At 37.0% G+C, this 21080-nt stretch carries 18 protein-coding genes; 8 read left to right on the forward strand and 10 right to left on the reverse strand.

Annotation, left to right across the window (positions count from 1 at the left end):
* The first annotated feature begins 82 nt into the window (after positions 1-82).
* The 6 genes from ABTV71_RS07755 to ABTV71_RS07780 all read left to right on the forward strand — a co-directional run bounded on the left by ABTV71_RS07755 (position 83) and on the right by ABTV71_RS07780 (position 10116).
* The gene (locus ABTV71_RS07755; protein WP_433902781.1) at positions 83-628 is read left to right on the forward strand and encodes an RNA polymerase sigma-70 factor; all 546 of its coding nucleotides are present in this window, start codon (positions 83-85) and stop codon (positions 626-628) included.
* Between the two features lie 56 nt (positions 629-684).
* Entirely contained in the window at positions 685-1869 is a 1185-nt protein-coding gene (locus ABTV71_RS07760) for a FecR family protein (protein ID WP_433902782.1), read from the forward strand.
* Between the two features lie 152 nt (positions 1870-2021).
* Positions 2022-5321 (forward strand): SusC/RagA family TonB-linked outer membrane protein, encoded by a 3300-nt coding sequence (locus tag ABTV71_RS07765; protein ID WP_433902783.1) that lies wholly within the window; start codon positions 2022-2024, stop codon positions 5319-5321.
* Between the two features lie 11 nt (positions 5322-5332).
* On the forward strand, positions 5333-6739 hold the full coding sequence (locus ABTV71_RS07770; RefSeq protein WP_433902784.1) for a RagB/SusD family nutrient uptake outer membrane protein: 1407 nt from the start codon (positions 5333-5335) through the stop codon (positions 6737-6739).
* Between the two features lie 26 nt (positions 6740-6765).
* Positions 6766-8049, forward strand: coding sequence for a redoxin domain-containing protein (locus tag ABTV71_RS07775; protein WP_424541372.1), 1284 nt, complete (start codon positions 6766-6768; stop codon positions 8047-8049).
* A gap of 3 nt (positions 8050-8052) precedes the next feature.
* Entirely contained in the window at positions 8053-10116 is a 2064-nt protein-coding gene (locus tag ABTV71_RS07780; protein ID WP_433902785.1) for a carboxy terminal-processing peptidase, read from the forward strand.
* Between the two features lie 39 nt (positions 10117-10155).
* Here the strand turns inward: ABTV71_RS07780 and ABTV71_RS07785 are convergent, their stop codons facing one another.
* The 5 genes from ABTV71_RS07785 to ABTV71_RS07805 form a co-directional block, all read right to left on the reverse strand.
* Positions 10156-10704, reverse strand: a complete 549-nt coding sequence (locus tag ABTV71_RS07785; RefSeq protein ID WP_433902786.1) for a DUF308 domain-containing protein — start codon at positions 10702-10704, stop codon at positions 10156-10158.
* A gap of 199 nt (positions 10705-10903) precedes the next feature.
* Positions 10904-12481, reverse strand: a complete 1578-nt coding sequence (locus ABTV71_RS07790) for an MFS transporter (protein WP_433902787.1) — start codon at positions 12479-12481, stop codon at positions 10904-10906.
* Between the two features lie 13 nt (positions 12482-12494).
* Positions 12495-13550 carry an HlyD family secretion protein gene (locus ABTV71_RS07795; RefSeq protein WP_433902788.1) on the reverse strand — a complete coding sequence of 352 codons (1056 nt, stop codon included), beginning with the start codon at positions 13548-13550 and terminating at the stop codon, positions 12495-12497.
* Positions 13551-13563: 13 nt separating this feature from the next.
* Positions 13564-14808, reverse strand: coding sequence for a TolC family protein (locus ABTV71_RS07800; protein WP_433902789.1), 1245 nt, complete (start codon positions 14806-14808; stop codon positions 13564-13566).
* A gap of 438 nt (positions 14809-15246) precedes the next feature.
* A complete protein-coding gene (locus ABTV71_RS07805) occupies positions 15247-16128 on the reverse strand; it encodes a helix-turn-helix domain-containing protein (RefSeq protein ID WP_433902790.1) in 882 nt (293 codons plus the stop codon).
* 64 nt (positions 16129-16192) lie between these two features.
* Here ABTV71_RS07805 and ABTV71_RS07810 point away from each other — a divergent pair, with 64 nt between their 5' ends.
* On the forward strand, positions 16193-16600 hold the full coding sequence (locus tag ABTV71_RS07810) for an isochorismatase family protein (RefSeq protein ID WP_433902791.1): 408 nt from the start codon (positions 16193-16195) through the stop codon (positions 16598-16600).
* Between the two features lie 204 nt (positions 16601-16804).
* Here the strand turns inward: ABTV71_RS07810 and ABTV71_RS07815 are convergent, their stop codons facing one another.
* The 5 genes from ABTV71_RS07815 to ABTV71_RS07835 all read right to left on the reverse strand — a co-directional run bounded on the left by ABTV71_RS07815 (position 16805) and on the right by ABTV71_RS07835 (position 20263).
* On the reverse strand, positions 16805-17329 hold the full coding sequence (locus ABTV71_RS07815; protein ID WP_433902792.1) for a hypothetical protein: 525 nt from the start codon (positions 17327-17329) through the stop codon (positions 16805-16807).
* A 345-nt stretch (positions 17330-17674) separates the two neighbouring features.
* Positions 17675-18061, reverse strand: a complete 387-nt coding sequence (locus tag ABTV71_RS07820) for a hypothetical protein (protein WP_433902793.1) — start codon at positions 18059-18061, stop codon at positions 17675-17677.
* Positions 18062-18073: 12 nt separating this feature from the next.
* Positions 18074-19012, reverse strand: a complete 939-nt coding sequence (locus tag ABTV71_RS07825; protein ID WP_433902794.1) for a hypothetical protein — start codon at positions 19010-19012, stop codon at positions 18074-18076.
* Positions 19013-19101: 89 nt separating this feature from the next.
* On the reverse strand, positions 19102-19695 hold the full coding sequence (locus ABTV71_RS07830) for a hypothetical protein (RefSeq protein ID WP_433902795.1): 594 nt from the start codon (positions 19693-19695) through the stop codon (positions 19102-19104).
* A gap of 184 nt (positions 19696-19879) precedes the next feature.
* Complete coding sequence (locus ABTV71_RS07835; protein ID WP_433902796.1) at positions 19880-20263, reverse strand: hypothetical protein; 384 nt, start codon at positions 20261-20263, stop codon at positions 19880-19882.
* Between the two features lie 183 nt (positions 20264-20446).
* Here ABTV71_RS07835 and ABTV71_RS07840 point away from each other — a divergent pair, with 183 nt between their 5' ends.
* Positions 20447-20764, forward strand: coding sequence for a hypothetical protein (locus tag ABTV71_RS07840; protein ID WP_433902797.1), 318 nt, complete (start codon positions 20447-20449; stop codon positions 20762-20764).
* Positions 20765-21080: the final 316 nt, after the last annotated feature.

The raw sequence follows: 21080 nt of genomic DNA on the forward strand, positions 1-21080 counted from the left end.
ATATGATAGGTACGTTTCATTTTGGTAGTTGTCTTTCCGAAAGATGAATGCTCATTACACCTATGAAAAGGAACCACTCGGGATGAACAAAGAAAATGTGTTTAAACAGGTCTTTGATCTTCTATTTGCTCCACTATGTTTTTATGCACAAAAAATCGTAGGATCGGTTGCGGAGGCAGAAGATCTTGTAGAAGATGTGTTTTTGCAGTGCTGGCAACGCTCTCAAGTATTTGAAGATACCGAACACGCTCGATTCTTTCTTTATCGAGCAGTTCGTAATGCAGCTTTGAATGTTGTCAAAGCGAAATTGCGCTTGGAACAAAAGCATCACCTGGCTGGAATGCTTCAAGAAAAAAATGAACAAAGTCATTTAGAAAGCATTATTCATACCGAGCTTATCAGCGAAATTTATAACGAGATAGCAACGCTGCCTAAACAGCAGCGCAAAGTAATGCTAATGAGCTTAGAGGAGGGAAAAAAGCTTCAGGACATAGCGGATGAATTGAATCTCTCCCTTCAAACTGTTAAAAACTGCAAGTCTAGAGCTATGGCCCGATTGCGTATTCAATTAAGTAAGGAAAATTGGGTCTTGTTACTTGCATTAATAGAACTCATTCTTTCAGATTGAATAAAAAACATACAACGGAATAGGTACCATTTCAATCCCTAGGTGTATTACAAATAATGATGGACCAAAATAGTTATGAAAGTGAAAAGCAAGCGCGCCGTATGGCTTTTTTGCTTGCAGCGTATTTACGGAAAGAGGCTAGTGAAGTTGAAATTCAAGAACTTCTAACTTGGCGCAAGGAGAGCGAAAGAAACGAAACACTTTTTGAAGCACTATCTGATAGCAAAAATATCAAAAAGGATTTATTTGAATATGCCGGATATGGCTCGGCCTTAAGCTATAGGAGGTTGGCCCAGCGAATAACGGCAGAAAAATATAATAAGAATAGAAATAGCGAAAGCTTGTTAAAACGGAAAATTATTGTGGTAGCCGCCATCTTTATTGCTTTGCTAGGTATTATCTTCTTTGTTTATCAACAGACATCCCCTGATGCTGTCCGCACACGATCCGATCAAGTAAGGCTTGTACTTTCTGGTGGGGCTACGATCATGTTGGACAGTATTAATGGAACACTTAATGTTCAAAAAAATAATATTGTAGATCAACAAGGAAGGGAGCTTTTTGCCAATACGGGAGAGACTTCTGATCTGGTGTATTTGGAAGTTCCTGCAGGTCGTCGGCAAGAGATTATCCTCTCCGATGGATCGTGTGTTTGGTTGAATTCTTTATCATCCTTAAAATTTCCAATCGAATTTGCTAAGAATGTCCGAAAAGTAGAATTGAAAGGTGAAGGATATTTCAAAATAAAACACGAAAAAGATAGATCATTTGAAGTAAATAGCCGATCGCAACGTATCGTCGTATTAGGTACAGAATTCAATCTTCGTGCATTTCCGGGAGAAGAAATGCGTACAACACTAGTTAGGGGAAGGGTGAGTATAGAGAACAACAAGAAAAATAAATCTCTTTTTCTTGATCCTGGAGAGCAAAGTATAATGAGAGAAGATGGGACAACCTATAAAAGGTCAGTTGATGTTGATGCTGAGATTGCATGGAAATATGGTGCTATCAGCTTTAATGGAAAAACCTTCGCTCAGAATATGGACGAGATTGCTAGGGCTTATGGTCTTGAATTACAGTATTACGGGCCAATTCCAAATCATAACCTGTCAGGAAGCATTCATACTGGTGCAAATCCGGCAGTCATAGAAGCTTTATTACGTTCCATTGGTGTTGACTTTACCATCAATGGGAAGCGACTTATTATCAGCAATAGAAAGGAGGTAGATACAAGCGAATAGCATATACTATGAAAAGAAAAAAACAAATAAATGTTACTTGGATATTTCAGTGAGAATATCACTGTTATCAAAACATAACAAACCAAACTAACTATGAATTATCAAATTAAATTACCCAGCACATGCCTAAGCTTAAATTATTAATATTGATAATGCTGATAAGTAATGCAGCCTTTTCGCAACGCATTACCTTAAAGACTGATAGTCTTTCAGTTTCAGAGGTATTTTTCGCTGTACAAAAACAGACAGGTTTTCGGACTTCAGGCAAACTTGAACTTTTCGATTTATCTAAGCCAGTAAAAGTTAATGTAAAGGACATGCCGCTTTCCGACTTTCTAAAAACAATTTCAAATGATCAACCATTTGTTTGCACAATAGTCGACCGGAACATAATTATTTCTGCTAAAGTAAAGGCTCCAAAAAATGAGAAGGCATCGGTAGTACAGATGCAATCTGCCCGCATTGGTACAGCGATTTTTAAAGGGAAAATAATCGATGAAGAAGGGAAGCCTATTAGTGGTGTAAATATATCATTGATTCACAACAACAAAATTATAAGCTTCAGTGATACATATGGTAAGTTTTCTATAGCTGGAGATAAAGGCACCCTACTACGGATCAGTCACGTTTCATTTGTTCCACGTGAGCTTGCAATAACAACTGATTTAATACAAGATCCCAATATACGTTTAATTAGACAAGAGCAAAAGCTTTCTGAAGTACCGGTCAACAAGGGATATTATTCAACTACGCGGACGCTCAATACCGGTAATGTGGTATCTGTCACCGCACAGGATATTGAAAAACAGCCCGTTTCTAATCTGTTGGAAGCACTTCAAAGCAGGGTTCCGGGGCTTACCATTGTTCAGCAGAGCGGTAACCCTGGTAGCAATTTTACAATTGAACTAAGGGGCAGGAATAGTCTAAACCAAAGCAATCCTTTGTTTATTATAGATGGCATTCCATTCAGTGCGGCCTCTATGGGGCAGATTGCAGGCAATGTCAATGGCTTTTTGGGTGGTATAGGGACAACAGGAGAATCTTCGGCAGCCGGCGCTGGTGGACTAAGTCCACTTAATAGTATCAGCCCTGGAGATATCGAGCGTATTGATATTTTAAAGGATGCAGATGCTACTGCAATTTACGGATCTCTGGGTGCAAATGGAGTTATTCTCATCACGACTAAAAGAGGAAAAGCAGGTCCGATGCAAATCAATGGGCGTTTTAGTGTAGGCTTTAGTAACCCCTCGCGGATGCCAAAATTTCTTAATACGAGAGAATATCTACGGTATCGTAAAACTGTATTTAAGAACGACGCAAAAAATCCCGGACCAACTGATTACGATCTTAATGGGACTTGGGATACATCAAGATATACACAATGGGGTAGAGAACTCATCGGTCGCAAAACTGTCAATACAAATAGCTCCATTTCACTATCGGGGGGGAGCAACCAGCTGAGTTATAGTTTAAATCTAGCACACAGTGAGATCAGTCCCCCATATGATGGAGATTTTGCTGATAAAAGAACCACCCTTGGCTTTAACATTAACTCATCTTCCGTTGATAACCGCTTCCGACTAGTTTTTAGTGGAAATTATGGGCACGATTCAAATACTCTTCCAGGATTGGATATATCAAGCTTTTTAAGTTTACCTCCAAATGCTCCCGAACTTTTAACAGAGGATGGGAGACTCAATTGGTGGAATCCAACTGCAACAAATCCATATGCATCTCTTAGGCAACGGTACGATGCGCTCACAAGAAATATATTATTTAATGCGAATCTTTCATATGAACTTTTTAAAAATTTATATCTAAGGGCTAGTTTTGGTTACTCCGATATTGCTTTCAATGAACAACGTCTTAATCCGCTTTCCAGCTTCAATCCCGGTATTGCTGGGCTTTCCGCAAATTCCTTAAATGGTAACAACAAAAATAATTCTTGGATAATTGAACCACAGATAGAGTATAATAAAGAAATTGGTGAGGGAAAGATTACGTTTTTGGCTGGTACCACTTTCCAACAGTTAGAGTCCACTGGCACTACAATTAACGCCCTTGGATTTGCAAGTGATGCTATGCTTGGAGATCTAAGTGCAGCAGCCAGGTTTAGTACGCGTAATCGTTATAGTAAGTATAGGTATAATGCTGTATTTGGCCGCTTCAATTATGTTATTTTGGACCGTTATGTGATTAATTTAACTGGACGCCGGGATGGGAGTAGCCGTTTTGCCCCTGGAAAACAATTTGGAAATTTTGGGGCATTGGGTGTAGCTTGGGTATTTGGAAAAGAACCTTGGATTACACAAAAGTTACCAGCAATTAGTTTCGGAAAATTACGAATGTCTTATGGCATTACAGGTAACGACCAGATCGGAGATTATCGATACCTGGATTCCTACCTGGCCAATAATGGTATAACGTATTTAGGTATGACCGGCTTGTTTCCAAGCAGGGTGTTTAATGACGAATACCATTGGGAGAGCAACCATAAGCTTGAAGCGGCAGTCGAACTAGGATTTTTTGATGATCGGCTTATGTTAAATACAGCGTGGTACAGAAATCGCTCTTCCAATCAGTTGGTAAATCTACCTTTAGCACCAACTACTGGGAATACCAATGTACAGGCGAATCTAGCGGCCTTAATTCAAAATAAAGGATTTGAATTTGAGATTTCCAGTACAAACTTCAAGATGAATGATTTTGCTTGGAGAACATCATTAAACCTGACAATTGATCGCAATAAACTTTTAGATTTTCCGGATTTAGCCCTTTCACCTTACCGTACGCAATACGTAGTGGGAAAAGCTATAAATATCAGCGAGCCCCTTTTTCAATTAAATGGTGTCAATCCACAGACTGGGCTTTACGAATTCATTGCTGCCGATGGTCAGATCACTTCATCTCCTAACCATGTAAACGATGTAACTCAACGCAAAGAATTGAGACCATTGTATTATGGAGGGCTGGGCAATAACTTTCGGTATCGTAATTTAGAATTGGATTTTCAGCTGCAGTTTGTAAAGCAAGAGGGTAGAAATATGTTGTTTAACACTTTAGGCAGCCTACCTTTTTCCACCCCCACCAATTTACCTGAATATTTTTTGGATAATATTTGGCTCCAACCAGGGGATAATGCCAGTCTACAGCGACTCAGTGCGGGAGGTTTAGCACCAGGAGCGGCAGCAGTCATCACCGCATACAATGCCGCGAAACAGAGCGATGGAGCATATTCAGATGCTTCTTATCTAAGATTGAAAAATGTTTCATTTTCGTACAAATTTGGAGATCATTTTTTGCAGAAAATAAAGATGAAACAATTTCGAATTTTTGTTCAGGCACAGAATCTTTTGACAATTACTAATTATAAAGGATTTGATCCAGAAAGTCAAGGATCTATGCTCCCTCCATTGCGTACTGTTGTGATAGGTACACAAATTACCCTATAAAAATCAAAAAAATGAAAAGCCTATTTTTTATACGTTTCTATTTATCATTGATCATGATTACACTAGTTGTGAGCTGTAAAAAATTTCTAGATGTGGGTAGTCCACTTACAGAGACATCTTCAAAAGATATTTTTGCCAGTGATAATAGTGCCACAGCGGCTATGCTCGGCGTTTACGGCGAATTTATGAAAACAGCAAATTTGAGTATTGGAGCTTCAATGTTTCTCGGACAGTCTGCCGACGAATTCAAAAGCTATGCCGTAGCACCGTATTCTAATTATTATACCAATAACTTAAATGCAATAGATAACAACGATTTCTGGACTGCCTATTACGGAAGTATATATCGTTGTAATGCTGTTTTGGAAGGAGTGTCAAGATCGTCCGCAATAAGTTCAGAAGTCAGCAAACAACTTCGAGGAGAAGCACTTTTCATGAGAGCTTTTCTCCATTTCTACTTAGTCAATATTTTTGGCGATGTACCCTATGTTGAAACAACTAATTACAGAGAAAACAACCTTGCTCCTAGAGAATCCATCGAGGCGGTTTACAAAAAGATGATTGCGGATCTTCAAGAAGCTAAAACATTATTGAGTGATACATTTCCTGATGCGACAAATAAGCCTTCAGCAGAACGGGTTAGACCAAATAGGACTGCTGCTGAGTCCATGCTCGCTCGTGTTTATCTTTATATTGGCGAGTGGGAAAAGTCGGAGGAGGCAGCCAATGCCGTTCTTTTGAAAGAGAATGATTATGAGTTAGTTAATAATCTTAATGATGTTTTTAAGAAAAATAGTAGAGAAGCTATTTGGCAGATGATGCCAAGTGATGCCATAAATACGAATGGTTTTGAAGGATACACTTATATTCTTCTTTCTCCACCAGGGGCTTTAGGGAGATTTACTTTTGCGCTCAATGAACCTTTGCTGGATGCGTTTGAAAATGGAGACAAGCGCAGGAATAATTGGATTGGAACATTTCTTTCATTTTTTTATCCATTTAAATATAAGATTGGAGCCCTTTCGCAACCCACTTCTGAGTATTCTATGGTTATTCGGCTCGCCGAGGTCCTATTAATTCGGGCCGAAGCCAGAGCTATGCAGGGAAAATTGGAGGAAAGTATTTCAGATTTAGATAATATTAGACGGCGAGCAGGCTTGCCGATGATTGCTCACATAAGTCCTATGATCAATAAACAGAAATTGTTAGAAACGATCTGGCACGAACGCCAGGTAGAGCTTTTCAGCGAATGGGGACATCGTTGGTTTGATCTCAAGAGAACCGGAAGGGTCGATGCTATTTTGGCTCCAATCAAAGGCGATAATTGGCAGTCTACTGATAAGCTTTTTCCTATTCCTAAAATACAGATTGATTATTCTCCGGCGTATATTGACGCACAAAATCCTGGATACAATTAATTATTATAAAAAATAAAATTTGTCATATGAATAAAATATTATTAATACTAGTCTATTTGATACCATTCGTAAGCCTAGCACAAGGGAGTTTTCATATTAGTGGTCATTTTAAAAATGACAAATCCCAAGGCAGGGTCTATGTTGCGTATTCAACTCCTCAGTTTGAAATAGATTCTGTTGATGTCACAAACGGTCATTTTCGACTTGATAGCAAAGAAGTGCCAGAGTTTCCTGTTATGGTTACCTTGAGTTACTCGAAATATAGTAAAGGAGCGCGGAGTATGGGAAATTCAACGATGTTTCTATTTTTGGATGATGAAAAATTGCAGATGGAAATTGACGAAGATTTCAAAAAGGCAAAAATTACTGGATCAAAAATATATGATCAGATGTGCCAATATGTCGATTATATCAAAGTACCCGGAGAACCGTTGGGTATTTTACCGGTAAATGGTATTATTACTTTTGGGGCTTTGCGTTCGGGGTCAATAAATCCTCCTGGCCAACAAATTGAATCAGCCCCATTGACTAAAGCCGATAGCGTTTTGGCGGAACGAGGACGGATGGAACGTATCGCTAATGAAGATAGAAACACCAGGCTCGAAGTAAGAAAGATGCTTCAGATAAAATATATAGAAAATTTTCCTGATTCCTATTTCTGTTTAGTTGCACTCAAAGAGATTGCCGGTGTATATATGAATGTGGATGAAGTGGAACCGTTATTTCTTAAGCTTTCACCGCGCTTACGTAATACTCCAAGTGGATTGGCATTTGCAGCACGTATTGAAGCCGAAAAAGTAAACCCTACCCCCAGAGTGGATATAGGAGCTGAAATAAGGAAAGCACTTTCAAAAAGTAAAGAGGGACCTCGTACTAAATTCAATATAGGTGAAGTAGCTCCTGATTTTAGCCTGCCAAATACCGATTCTAAAATGATAAAACTCAGCGATTTTCGTGGAAAGTACGTTTTGGTAGATTTTTGGGCAAGTTGGTGTGTTCCTTGCAGAAAGGAAAATCCAAATCTAGTTGAGGCGTATAAAAGGTATAAGAAAAAAGGATTCGAGGTGCTTGGTATTGCTTTGGAACGACCAGAAGACAAACAAAAATGGTTTGATGCGATAAAGGAAGATAAATTGAAGTGGACACAGCTGTCCGATTTAAACACCTTTGAATCACCTGTGGTTAAACTCTATGGAATTCAGGCGATTCCACAAAATTACCTCATTAATCCTGAAGGGAAGATTGTTGCTGTAAATTTGCGTGCAGAATCATTACTAGAAAAACTTGCAGAAATATTTGCCAGAAAGTAGTTTATGAAATTAAAATCTAAAATTGCAATTATAATGTTGTTTGTGGTTACTGTTGGTGCTTTAAGGGCACAACAGGCCACATCATTCGCTTTTGAGAAAAATCGAGAGCTACTAAAAAACGTTATTAATATTGTTAAATCCGAACACTACGCTCCGAAATCTATTGATGATAATTTTTCTTTGAAGCTGTATCAGGCAACTATTGAAAACTTAGATCCTCTGGGTCAATTATTTTTAAAATCAGACCTTAAAAAACTAGACAGGTATAAATATATGCTTGATGAGGAGATTAATGAGTTCAAAGCTTTTGCATTCTTACCTCAGCTTTTAGCTATCTATATGAACAGATTAAATGATCTAGAAAAGGACTATGCTGAAATCCTTGCGCAGCCTATGGATTTTATGATCAATGAAGATACTGGACCAATGGGACGGACGACGATAGGCATAGCCAAAAATCTACTACAGATAAAAGAGTCTAGAAGAAAACGTATTAAATATCTCATCATACAACAGTATTATGCACTTAGGCAAAATAACCCTACAAACCGAGATCTTGCCGGTCTAGAAATACGTGCGAGGTCTACAGTAAAGTTGCGTATACAAAGATCAATCGAACGTATGAGACTCTTATCAAATCCGACACAACAGTTTGAAGCTTATGTAGATCGTATACTCAAGATAATGGATCCGCATAGTAGCTATCTATCTGCTCGGGCAGAACGTGAATTCTCAGAATTGATGGACAATAACTATGGTGGATTAGGTCTTACGCTTGATGGCGAAACTTCTCCTCTTGGTGTCAGAATTAGTGGTTTAGATATAAATGGTAGTGCTTATAGGAGTGGTCAAGTAATGATTGGCGATATTATTCTAGCGATTGGTGAAGGGGCAAAAGGAGATTTCAGAGAGGTAGCAGGCATGACAAGTGGAGAAGTCGCTGCTTTGATCCGTGGCCAGCTTGGCACTTCTTTGCAGCTGATATTGCTACGAGGAGCTGAAGATAATCGACATACTGTAACGCTAACTCGAGAGGCTAACCAGGGGAATGGCTCTCAGACCAGAACTGCAATTATCGAATATGGAGGAATTCAAACGGGCTATATTACTTTTCCGTTTTTTTATGAATCTCTCAATAATCTAAGTAGCAGACACTGCTCATTAGATGTTGAACAAGCTATCTTTGATCTTCAAAAAGAACAGGTACAGGGGATTATTGTTGATCTAAGGGGTAATGGCGGTGGTTCTTTAAGAGAAGCCGTCAGGATGGCCACACTTTTTTTAGGCCAAAGCCCTATTGTACATATTAAAGACAACAAAGGTTATCCGATTGCGAGGACTGCCAATGATATGGATATGATGATGCCTACAGGTAAACCTTTTTTTCAACAGGTTTACCAAGGCCCTCTAATTGTTTTAGTAGACGAGTTAAGTGCATCGGCCTCTGAAATTTTTTCCGCTGCAATGCAAGACTATGGTCGTGGTTTGATCATTGGAAGTAGTACAAGTTTTGGAAAGGGAAGTGTACAGAAACTTATAAGGCTAGCTCCCCCCCTGGAAGGTTCTCTCCAATTGACCTATGCACAGTTTTATAGGGTTAGTGGCTCATCCACTCAGCTCAAAGGTGTTACTCCTGATATCGTGATACCAGATCTGAACGAATATGCCGGCATCCGCGAGAGAGATCTTCCCGATCCATTACCATGGGATATGATTTCACCTTCGCATGAGATTTTGGAGAAAGATCTTTCGCTTAAAAAACTCATTGCAGATGCACAATACCGTATTTCTGCAGATAGCTCCTTAATGGACATATATGACCGATCAAAAGAAATCTCTTTTCTTAAAAAATCAAAGGTGAGCTTACAATACGACTCTTACAATATTATGGCCAAGCGACTCAATAAGCTTTCTCGTCTATCACCAACTAAAGTCAATAATGATAAATTAAGGATACGTTCGATGTTTGAGGAAAAAGACGATTACAATCTCAGATTTATAGAAAAATTACAGTCAGATAATGTTATTAATCAAGCTATCTTAACGATGAATGACTTAGCAAAATAGGGACTTTAAAGAGTTATTATTAGCCACGCCAGGCCGATATTATCGGCCTGGCGTAATAAAGGCGGCAGATCTACCAACTCCCGCAAAGATAAAGGCCAATCCCGTAATCGTTGTTAATGGCAGCCATTTTAAAATAGGAGTACAGATTAAAATGAGTGCCAAAATTAAACTTATAACATTGGCAACGAATAAACTTTGTCTTTTTATGCTACTACTAGAATTGAAAAAATATGAAAAATTGATCGCTCGTAAAGCTTGTATCGAAAGAATGAAGCCAATTATAAACGGTAATGTAGGAACAACTATTTCTGCCCGAGATAAAAGAATTGAGCCGATAAGAGTGTTGATAAGACCACTTATAATCATGTAAATCAGATCTTTTTCCTGAATTTTATTCTTAATTGAAAAACAAATTTCAAAAATACCGCATACTAAAAATGAAATAGCTATTAAAGAGCAAAATTCTCCGTAGATCTCAGTAGGTATTATAATAATGTAAGAGCCAATCAATATCGAGGTAATGCTTGGTATCACCTCCGTAATCCTCAGTCTTACATCCGCAATGCATTTTTTTAAAAACAGGTTCATAATATAGCTGCTTCGTGTTTTTTTAATTAATCACTATTAATTGTCTATTTTTTATCTAGGTTATGGTTAAAAAAACTAAACTTAATGGATAATGTAACATTTAAGGATGATATCGTGTATTTTTTTATCAATTGTTTTATAATAAATTTGAAATTATATACATTACGGAGCAAAAAGTTAGGATGCACGAGATTCAAGTTTAGTTTTCTCTGGCTGTTTTAAATTTTATGATAACTGCAAAACAGCATAATAGAATTATTACTATTGCGGCTACTATTGCACCTATCATAAATATTGAGCGTATGGCAAGTAATTGACTTTGCATTGCGGAGGATTTTGAAAGTAGCATATTGGAAATCCCTATTGCTTCACTTTTCCCTAAACCCTTTGAAGAAAGTAAGTTTTGATATAGACTTTGGCGCTGTGCCAATGTTTCATTATCTATTGTAAGTTTGCCTAGAAATTGGTACTTATAATTTTGGGTATAATAGAGTTGTAAGGTATATAAACCACTCATCGAAATTAATGTCGAACAGAACCTTGTATAAGCGCAGATAATTATCGCCGTCATTCCCGTGCTTTTTGGTACACTTGCCGAGCAGAATATAGTGATAGGAACAAATAGGAAACCACAGGCAAGCCCCTGGACGAAAATAGGCAAGCATAGCTCATTAAAGGAGAGGTCCGGCGTCAGGTGAAAATAAAGCCAGAGGTGATAAAGGCACAATAACGAAAAACCTACGAGTAGTAGTTTCGGTAAATTTTCTTTTTTTCTTAATATTAACCCTATGGCGATAAGTGTTGCTACGATGACCCCCAATATATTAAATAGTCCAGATTGGACAACATCAACAGCGTCCCAGCCAAGTACGGAAGCTGCATATCCATAGATCAGATTTATACTATCTTTCACACACCAGAATACAAGCATCAGACCAATGGCAAAAATAAACTTCGGATATTTAAAAACATTCATATCAATCAGTGGATGCCTGATTGTTGTCTTTCGATAAAAATATAAAGATAAAGCTGAAATAGAAAAAAAGGAAGCATACTGTACTGTTTGGTCTGACAACCAATATCTTTTAGGGCCATAAATAAAAATATATACCGCCGTCACTACTCCAAACGCAAATAATAGGCCGCCGATCCAGTCTATTTGATACAGAGGTAATGGTTTGCGGTCTATTGTGAGTTTAAAGAGAAGAATACAAATAACCATTGCAACTATTTGCAGCCCAATCAGCGCATAATAAAAAACGGTCCAATCCCATCTTACCACGATCCACGAAGCGCCTATTCCGACAATAATGCCACAGGTTAACACCAATGAGAAAAAGATAGATACCCCGATCAAGGTGGCTTTTTCGATTGGCAGTGTAGAGAATAGAATAATCAATATACAGGCAGCTATTGTACAGGTAACTGCCCCCATAAAAAAACGTAGGACGGAAAATAATACGAGATTCTGCGTTACCATGCATCCAAGGTTCAAAAATATTCCTATTAAAAATGCAATGATAAGGTAGTTTCTTGTATTAAAGTATCGTTGCGTCCTGAATTGTATTGGTAAAAACGAAATGATACCTGCGTAAGATATCTGAAAGGCGAACGAAATATCCTCGGACTGTGCTCCATAGAAAGATATGACATGAGCCTGTATGAGTCCGAAAGAGGCAAATTGTGCCATTCCAGCAAATAAAATCAAAATCAAACAAATTCTTGTCAATCCAGGGTATTTGTTAATCCATGTTTTAAAATAAATATTTGACCTCATGAGTTATAAAGTTCTAATTTTTTGCCTTCACCCTTACCTTGACATTCATACCTGCTTTAAGTACATCTGTATCCTGATCAGGTGCAAATTTTATTTTTACAGGAATTCGTTGGATAATCTTTACAAAATTTCCCGTTGAATTGTCTGCAGGCAATAAAGAAAACTTTGAACCAGTGGATGCCGATATGGCTTCGATTTTTCCTTTGAATATCTTGTTGCCTATCGCATCTACTTCAATTTCGACAGTCTGCCCCACATACATTCCGTTAACTTGAGTTTCTTTAAAATTAGCGATTATCCATTTATCGTGCGTATTTACGATAGATACCAGCGGTTGTCCAGCTTGTACCTGTTGTCCTTCTAAAATATTTTTTCTTCCGGTGTATCCGCTATATGGAGATGTAATGACCGTATAGCTCATATTGAGTTTGGCCAGATCTAACAATGCCTCGGCACGCTTCTTTGCAGCGAAAAGAGAACTGTATTTTGCTTGCAATTCGTTTACTTTCATATGACCTGTTTTTAGCCCGTTTACTGTGGCATTATAACTATTCTCGGCTACATCATATCGCGTTTTAACTTGCTCATAATCCGCCACCGTTACAGCATCTTCATTCAATAAATTTCTAAAACGTTTGACGTCCTGTTCTTGCTGCCACAGGGTAGCTTTTGCTACTTTGATCTGGTCCTGATTGATTAAAGTCGATGCTTGGGCTGAATTAATGCTAGCGGCTAAGATTTCCTGTTGTGCCTTGGTATCTTCCAACATTGCCTCTGCCTCTTTAACTTTTTGTGCGTATTCTCTGTCATCCAGTATTACAAGTGTATCTCCCTTTTCAACCTTCTGATGTTCTTCGAAGAGTACATTTTTTATAAATCCTCCCGCCCTCGCAGATACAGGATTAATAAATGATTCTATCTGCGCATCATTTGTATCTTCGTAGCGATTCGAGTACGTGATGTATTTTATGAAATAGACCACAGCAACGACTGATAAGATTAATACAGTGCAAGTAGTCATGATACCCATTATGGTAGCCGTTCTTGAATTTTTATTTTTTGGTTTCACGATTTTTTCTGTTTTAAATTTTTCCTGTTAAAAAAAGTAATCTGTAGTATATCGAAAGCGCGGCAATATTTGCCTGTATATGATTAAATTTAGCCTCATATAAGAGGTTGTCGGCTTCAAGTAGATCCGTCAGCAAACTTAGCTGATTGGAATATTTTGCATTTTGTATTTTATAATTAGCTTCGGCCTGTATAATAGATTTTTCGATAACTGATATCCTGTCAATGGATTCAGTATATTTAATAAATAAAGTTGCTGCCTCTTGTTTTACATTCTCTTCAATCCATTCTTTCTGTTGTTTAAGCCCGTTTTCTCTCGTCATCGATGCGTACACTTTATTTTTGTTTTGATATAATGAAGATATATTATAGGATGCTTTTATGCCAACAAGTCCTACCGCCACAGTCTGTGGTTTAGGTGGAAACACAAAGGTATTGGGATAATTTAATCCGTAACCACCGAATAGACTAACGTTCGGAAGGTTGAATGATTTTACAATTTTGGTGCGGTTCCCCTGCAATTGAATGTTTTTCTGTATCTTCAAAATAGAGAATGCTTCTGCATAATTGCCGGTCATTTTTTTTACATCAATCAAATCAGGAAGCTCGAGAGAGGCTGTATCTGTAATTAAGACATTTGCAGTGTCTTCCAAATTGAGTAAAAGTTTTAGCCGTTTTATCCCGATTTGGTAATCATTTTTATTTGTCTTTTGACTCAAATGTATATTCGATAATGCCACATCTGCACGCAGTAAATCACTTCTTGTTACTTTTCCGTTGGCATAGAAGGCATTAATATTTTTAAATCGGGTCTGGGCTCTTATCGTTTGTTCCTTTAATAATTTTTCCTGATAATAATTACGTATTAAATCCAAATACTGTAGAGCAGTTTGTAAGCCAATTGATGCCTTCTGTTCATTGTGGTTTATAGCGGCTAGCTCATTTTTATGCTGTGCGTCATGAATGGTGAATGTTTGCCGCCCGCCGGTATATAGGTTAAATGAAGCTTCGATGCCTAGGGTGCCAGCATTGGCATTTGGAGGTTTTGGAATTGAGGTTGATTCGCCTAGCACTCCATCAAAAACGGTGATATCGCTATACCGCTGGTAGGATGCATTTGTAGCGACATGAGGCAATATTGCTATTTTTGCATCTTTTAAGTCAGCTAGACTAGCGGTTATTTCATTTTTGGACACCCCTAATAGTTTGTTAAAATCCTTCGACCTGTTCACAGCTTCAACAAATGATAATCTGATCATTGTACTGTCTAAAACCTGTGATTTAAGAACTCTTGGGATACATATCAAAAAGAAGAGTAGTATCGTGAATTTTGATTGTTTTACTTTGTGTATCATTTTTAGTTTCTATTTCCGTATGCCAGCTAGGGAGTTATCCCAAAATCATTGCTAAAAAAATCTTGACAAATTTACCTGCAGTTAATGTTAAAAAAGTATATATTTCCCCTTATTTGGTGGACAAAACACTTTTATGTTTATGGGAATTGAAAATTGGGGTTTGAGTAAAATCAGTATATCACTATTTTTAAGTACTGATATTATCAGTGCTAGATTTTATAGTGTTGTAGGAACTTGGAATTTTTGAGCAAGGTCTATTCTGTGAAGGCTATTTTAAGGAATGCTTTGTTAGATCGATTTCAGTGGGGGTGGAGGAGACAGATTATTCCATAGCCTTCAATTTTATTCTGCTTGTTTACCGAAAGCTTTAAAGTCCTTTCGAAATTGGCCGGGTGAGATCTTGGCCAACTTGCTAAAAATTCTGTTGAAATATTTAGGATCATCATAGCCCATCTCAATGGATATTTCTTTGATTGTGAGATCTGTATAACAAAGTAGGCGCTGGCTTTCCCTCAGTATTTCCTGCTGGATAAAGTAAGTCGCTTTGAAACCTGTCACCGCTTTTATCGTATCACTTAGGTAGGTAGTTGAATAATTCATTAATTCGGCATATTCGCTGGTTTTTTTTAGATCATGGTAATGTTTCCTTACCAGTCTTTTATACTTTTTTGTTAATTCCGATTTTCCTCGTGAGTGCTGTTTTGAAAAATATTCCGCAGTAGCCTGAAAGGAAGCAGCAATCTTATATATTCCAGGTCGTATTAAAGAATCGACTGCAGCCTTGTGAAAGCTCCTTAATGTACAGTCATTGTAAGTTGTAAAAAGGAGCTGGAAATAACGCTGATACCACTCAAAATCAGTCGATGAGAGGGAGAGTACAGGTTCCGAAAAAGAGGCGTCTTCAATTGTAAGGCGCACATGTTCATCAATGATCTTATTGTCCACAAAAAGTAACCAGCCCTGGCTATCGCTGTCAAAACTTATTGCACGTTGAATCTGACCGGGAAAGAGAAAAGCCAATTTTGTTTGTGTGACTTCTATTTTTTTAAAATCAATTAAAAGTTTCGCTTGGCCCCTCGTCAAAAAAAGGCATACAAAATGGTCATTACGGTGCAGCTTACTTATACTTTCTATAAATGACGAAATAAAAGCGTTATTGATCATCTCAATGCGTACGCCAGATATATTGTCTTTTAATTGCCATACAGGAATAGTACGTTTCATAGACTACTAATTTGATGTCACAAAATAATCAGTTTTTCAATATAAATCAATTGTTGCTTGCATATTGGAGATTTCGGACAATGATGGCACAAAGGAGAACTGTTTTCTTCCCGGTACAGAAGATTGGGCTTTATTGCCCGAATTGGTCAGAGGTTCTGAAGATATATTTGTTTCTAAGACAGCGAATGATTCATTTTATAAAACTGATCTTCAGATGATATTACAGCGTAAGGGAGAGAAGGAACTGATTGTGACTGGATGTGCTACAGATTTCTGTGTGGATGCTACGATAAAATCAGCGATAACAAGAGATTATTGTATCACCATAGTTTCGGATGGGCATACCACAGCTGACAGACCAATGATCCCTGCTAAGCAGGTGATAACCTATTTCAATTGGTTATGGTCTGAAATGACAGCGACGCAAGGGATGATCAACGTTGAACCCTGTCAAGCTATTTTAGAGACTTAAGTATTGAGTGAAGATAGGTCCTGATTTTTTCAAGTTTTTCTTTTCTTGCGTCCTTTATTGCCTGCTTGCATTATTGCTTGTTAGCTTTATCGGTGGATTAATTGTTATTTTACTAATTTGTTGTTATACTGTATGTTTTGATGCTATTGACCATCCGGATTCGAAAACGGATGACCAGTAGATAGGGAAGATTATTTAATCGTACTAAGCTTGCCAAGTACCCTCATATTTAACCACCTTCCATTTGCCTTTTGTTTTTTCGAGAATAAAATACCATCCTTCGCCACACCATCCACCACATAGATAATCCAGGGATACAAATGCTTTTTGGCGGTCATGCGTCAGGATCGGTAAGTGGAAAACCATCTTTGTGAAAAAACGTTCCTCAGCGATCAATTTATTGCTGTCTTTGACTCTGAATTTGCGGGCTATCGCCGAAGGAATATAGACTGTATCCCTGTCTCTTGTCTGATTTAGGAAACCAATAAAGTCCTGTGGGCTATCGCCGAGATGGTGAAATAATTCCCTGATTCCAATTTCATCTCCTGGGGGGGGATCCCCCTTATAAGACGTGCTTATGGAATCTTTGGTAAATATGGATTCGATATACGTTTTAGGTTCTTCAGATTTGATCGTTCCATTTATATAAGAGTTATAGGTAAGTATTGCTTCTAGTATTTCCGCATAGTCTTTTTCAACTTTAGAATAATCAAAGCGTTTTTCTGGCATTCTTGCTTTAGGTGCTTTTTTAGTGGAGCTTTGACAAGCTACAACAAGAAATAAGAAGGGTATTAAGAAGTATACTTTCATAAAATAGGGCGAATGATTTTAAAAATGATTTCAAAAAGTCTTCTTTTCCATAATGCAATTTACTAAATTCATACATCACGTTTTTATTTATGATACTGTTGGAGGAGAAATTCAAAATTGTATCTTTTTAGATTGAGGTTAAGATCGTAAGATCTCAGTGAAGTAACTAACACTTCTAACATATAGAGAAGACAATCTTAAATTATGGATTATAGAGCGACAGGAATTGATACTGTTATATTTTATTCAATGATCCACCGTCAACTAATTGGTAAGTTCATTCCATTGGGGTATACCAATAAACATATCATTTACAAATTTTTCTGTATACCGCTGCATTCCAGTTTCCTCCTTATCAAAGTAGGTCTTTATTTTTGAACAGACTTTAGGATTGTAGCATAACTTGACCCGGAAGTTTTCGATCCACTCAGCCCGTATAACAATAGTAATTAATCTTTTCGTATCTCTGGACATGCCGATTACGGTGATAGCTTGGCACATACCGGCATACCAATCGATAATATACACTTTGGTGCCCGGGCTAAACTGTTTCGTGCTATAGCGAGTTTCTATTTTCCCTTGCCCACAGCTAATTTCCTGTTTGATGTTAGCTACCAATGTCCATAATGGTATAGGTTCTAAATGATCCATATTTATTCAGCGCTATTGTAGATATGACGCCATCGGTGTCTGTCGAAATGTTTTAGTTTTCAATGATAGTGACGTCAAGTCATCAATAATGATTTCATCTATTTGAAAATCGGTGATTATTTTTTCTTGAATGTTTGCATAATCTAGGGAGTCAATTATTTCGCCTGAGAGGATATCGAAAATATATAATGTACCTCCTGCGTACGCATTTTGGTCACTTTCAGGCATAAATCCATGAATACAACCCAAATTGCTCTTAGTTGTTATGATATTGTAACACCAAATTCTATTATCTTTTTTAAATTTGGAAAAATTTATTGACCATATCGGTTTCACCATGTTGTCGTGTGTAAAGCAGTGCAATGAATTTTTTTTGTCACTTATCAATAAACAGGCTTGGGTATTATCAAATTTGATCCAACTCGTACCGCCTACATTTTCAAGTTTTATTTCATCGAAATAGTGATTGTCAAAGTGATACCTCAAAATAGATTTTTTCTCTGTTGGAATATAAATAATATTGCTTTTAAGGTGTAAATCTGCATTGTACAGACTTTTGTCGACTTTATCTTTTTTGAAAACTACCTCACCGTTTTTAATATTTAGACAACATAATCCACGATAATATTCAAGTAAAAAAAAGTTAGATGATTTATCTATTATGCTTCTATATCCCAGGAACTTTTCTGTAGAAAAGAGTTGTTGTTTAGTCTCAATGTCAAAAGCTGTAATTGTCGTTTTATTTGCATTTCGTATTGTTAGCCAATTTTTGGAATTCAAAAGTATAATATGGCCATTAGGGGCAAAATCTAAGAGGCGGAATTCTTCGAAACCAAGATTATTTAAAATATTTAGGTTTGAATCTGTCAAGATTAAACCTTTTTTATCATCCTCTATAATAGCCTTATTAATCTGTCTTCTATTAATAACTCTTTTATTTTCGATTCTCATATTGTAATGCGCTAAGAGCCCTTTTTGTTATATTTTTAATATTTGAGATTCTTACATGACATGTTTTGTCAATTCCTGATTTGAACTTATTAGTTTGGTATAACTAGATTAGCTTGTGAAAAGTCAATGGCTTTGTACCTATCTTTCATTTTCTTGTCGAGTATGACCTTGTCATCCGTGAATGAAACAGGAGGGGTTTTAAAATGCCAGGTTCCTAGATAGTTTAATGAGTTTTCTGTAATCTTAAAAGTAAAGCGTTCTAATTCATCTATATTTATCAGGCCAGCATTTACTTTATCTTCAAAACCATCCGTTGTATCCGTATTCTTAAAAATATACTCTGTATACATTTTGCCACCATACCACTTACTATTGGTCCACCAATAATTTAGAATAGCGTAGTTACCCGGCTCAATGGTATATATGAAGATATTTTCCTTTGATGATTTGAATGTCGGCTTCACTCTAAATGAAAAAATCTCCTTTGTTTCTGTATTGATCAAACGTATGTCCTGCGGAAAACCTCCACTGCTGAATCCTAATCGCTGGATGAAATTACCATAGATAATTGCTTTTCCACGAGGTATGCCGTCGTTACTTGCGACATCATCAAGGTGTTTAAGATCTTGTGCATTAATCTGCATTGATAAAAAAACTAAGAATACTGTTATTATACGTTTCATTTCTAAAGCTGATATTGGCTAAAAAATATTTCTTGCCGACTTTAATTTAGATTAACTAGCTAGCCATAAAACTATAATAAATACCCCATATTTTATGTATCAATTATGAAATTAACGATTATATAACACACCTATTTTCCCAAGGAGTTCTTTGCATTTACTTTTGTCATCCATTTAGTTTGATTTAAAAATCGAATCCCAATTCGGATAAAATCCGTTCGTGATTATTCATAAAATACTTCATCAATTTATATTGTTCAGTATCCTGGTATGCAATTAACTTTGTTCCATTTTCTCCGACGATAAAGGTCACAGGGTTCCGAAATTTTAGTTCGTCAAACTCTTCTACGGTAAAATCAAGCGTAATTATGTTCGTGTCAACTTTTACGTTTGGTTGTGGATGTCCTGCATAAAAGCCATCTTTTCCATTTGCAAGTTTTTCCCAATAATGGATGTCTGAAAGATCACCACAACATTGTGGAAAATATTTGTCCTGATGGTCAATTCGAAGAACATAACCTCCAAAAAACGCACTTGCTTGTTCTCGTTCGTATGTTCCTGCCCTCATTTCGTGTGTATGGTCAACTACAAGCTTTAAATTGCTCTCTGTGATTTCAGAAATTCTGTAAAATGATGATCCTGCTAGATAGGGATTTAAATCGTCTTTAAAACCCGCTTTTTTATAGCTTTCAGCATGATATTTATCCCATAAATAGGTCAGCTTAATGAAATTATTTCTTAAATTAGCTATATGGAGAATAATTTAATAGCCATTTTAAGTCTTTTAATTGTGGTATTATCTTCTTGTTCTGGTACACGAATTGCCACAATGAGAAAATCGAAAATGGAGCAGCTTGAATTGGGAATGTCTAAATTGCAAGTTGTTAATACTCTTGGATCATCCTATTCAATTGCGCAAAAGGAAGTAAACGCTACGGATACTATAGAAGTTATTTCCTACAGGAATGTTCCTTTTGATGATGAATTCTATTTATTTAGGTTTAAGAATAATAAATTGGAGAAATGGCATCGCGAATTCCAGCCAATATACAAAGAAGTAAAGCCGTAGATTTAATTGATAGCTGATTGGCCACAGAGCGGAAAGAGCAAGAAAGCCACCTTTCTTTATTGGTTTTCGCGCAGTAACGAAAATGAAACTACCCGTGGTAACTTTATAACAATCAATAAGACGACCAGAAGGAACGATGTTGAGATAATTTATCGATTAGATCTCCGTTTGTTAATTCTTTTTGAAGCCGATGATAGGATTTAAGACTTTAACAGCGAGAACATTTTTTCCATTTATGCTGATTTGCGGTCTGGTTCAACGATTTTCAGGTTTATTTCTATTACGTATCTTATTGGCATTGAACCGCGTTCTTATA

It is taken from the genome of Sphingobacterium puteale, assembly GCF_050986225.1.
Classification (GTDB): Bacteria; Bacteroidota; Bacteroidia; order Sphingobacteriales; family Sphingobacteriaceae; genus Sphingobacterium; species Sphingobacterium puteale.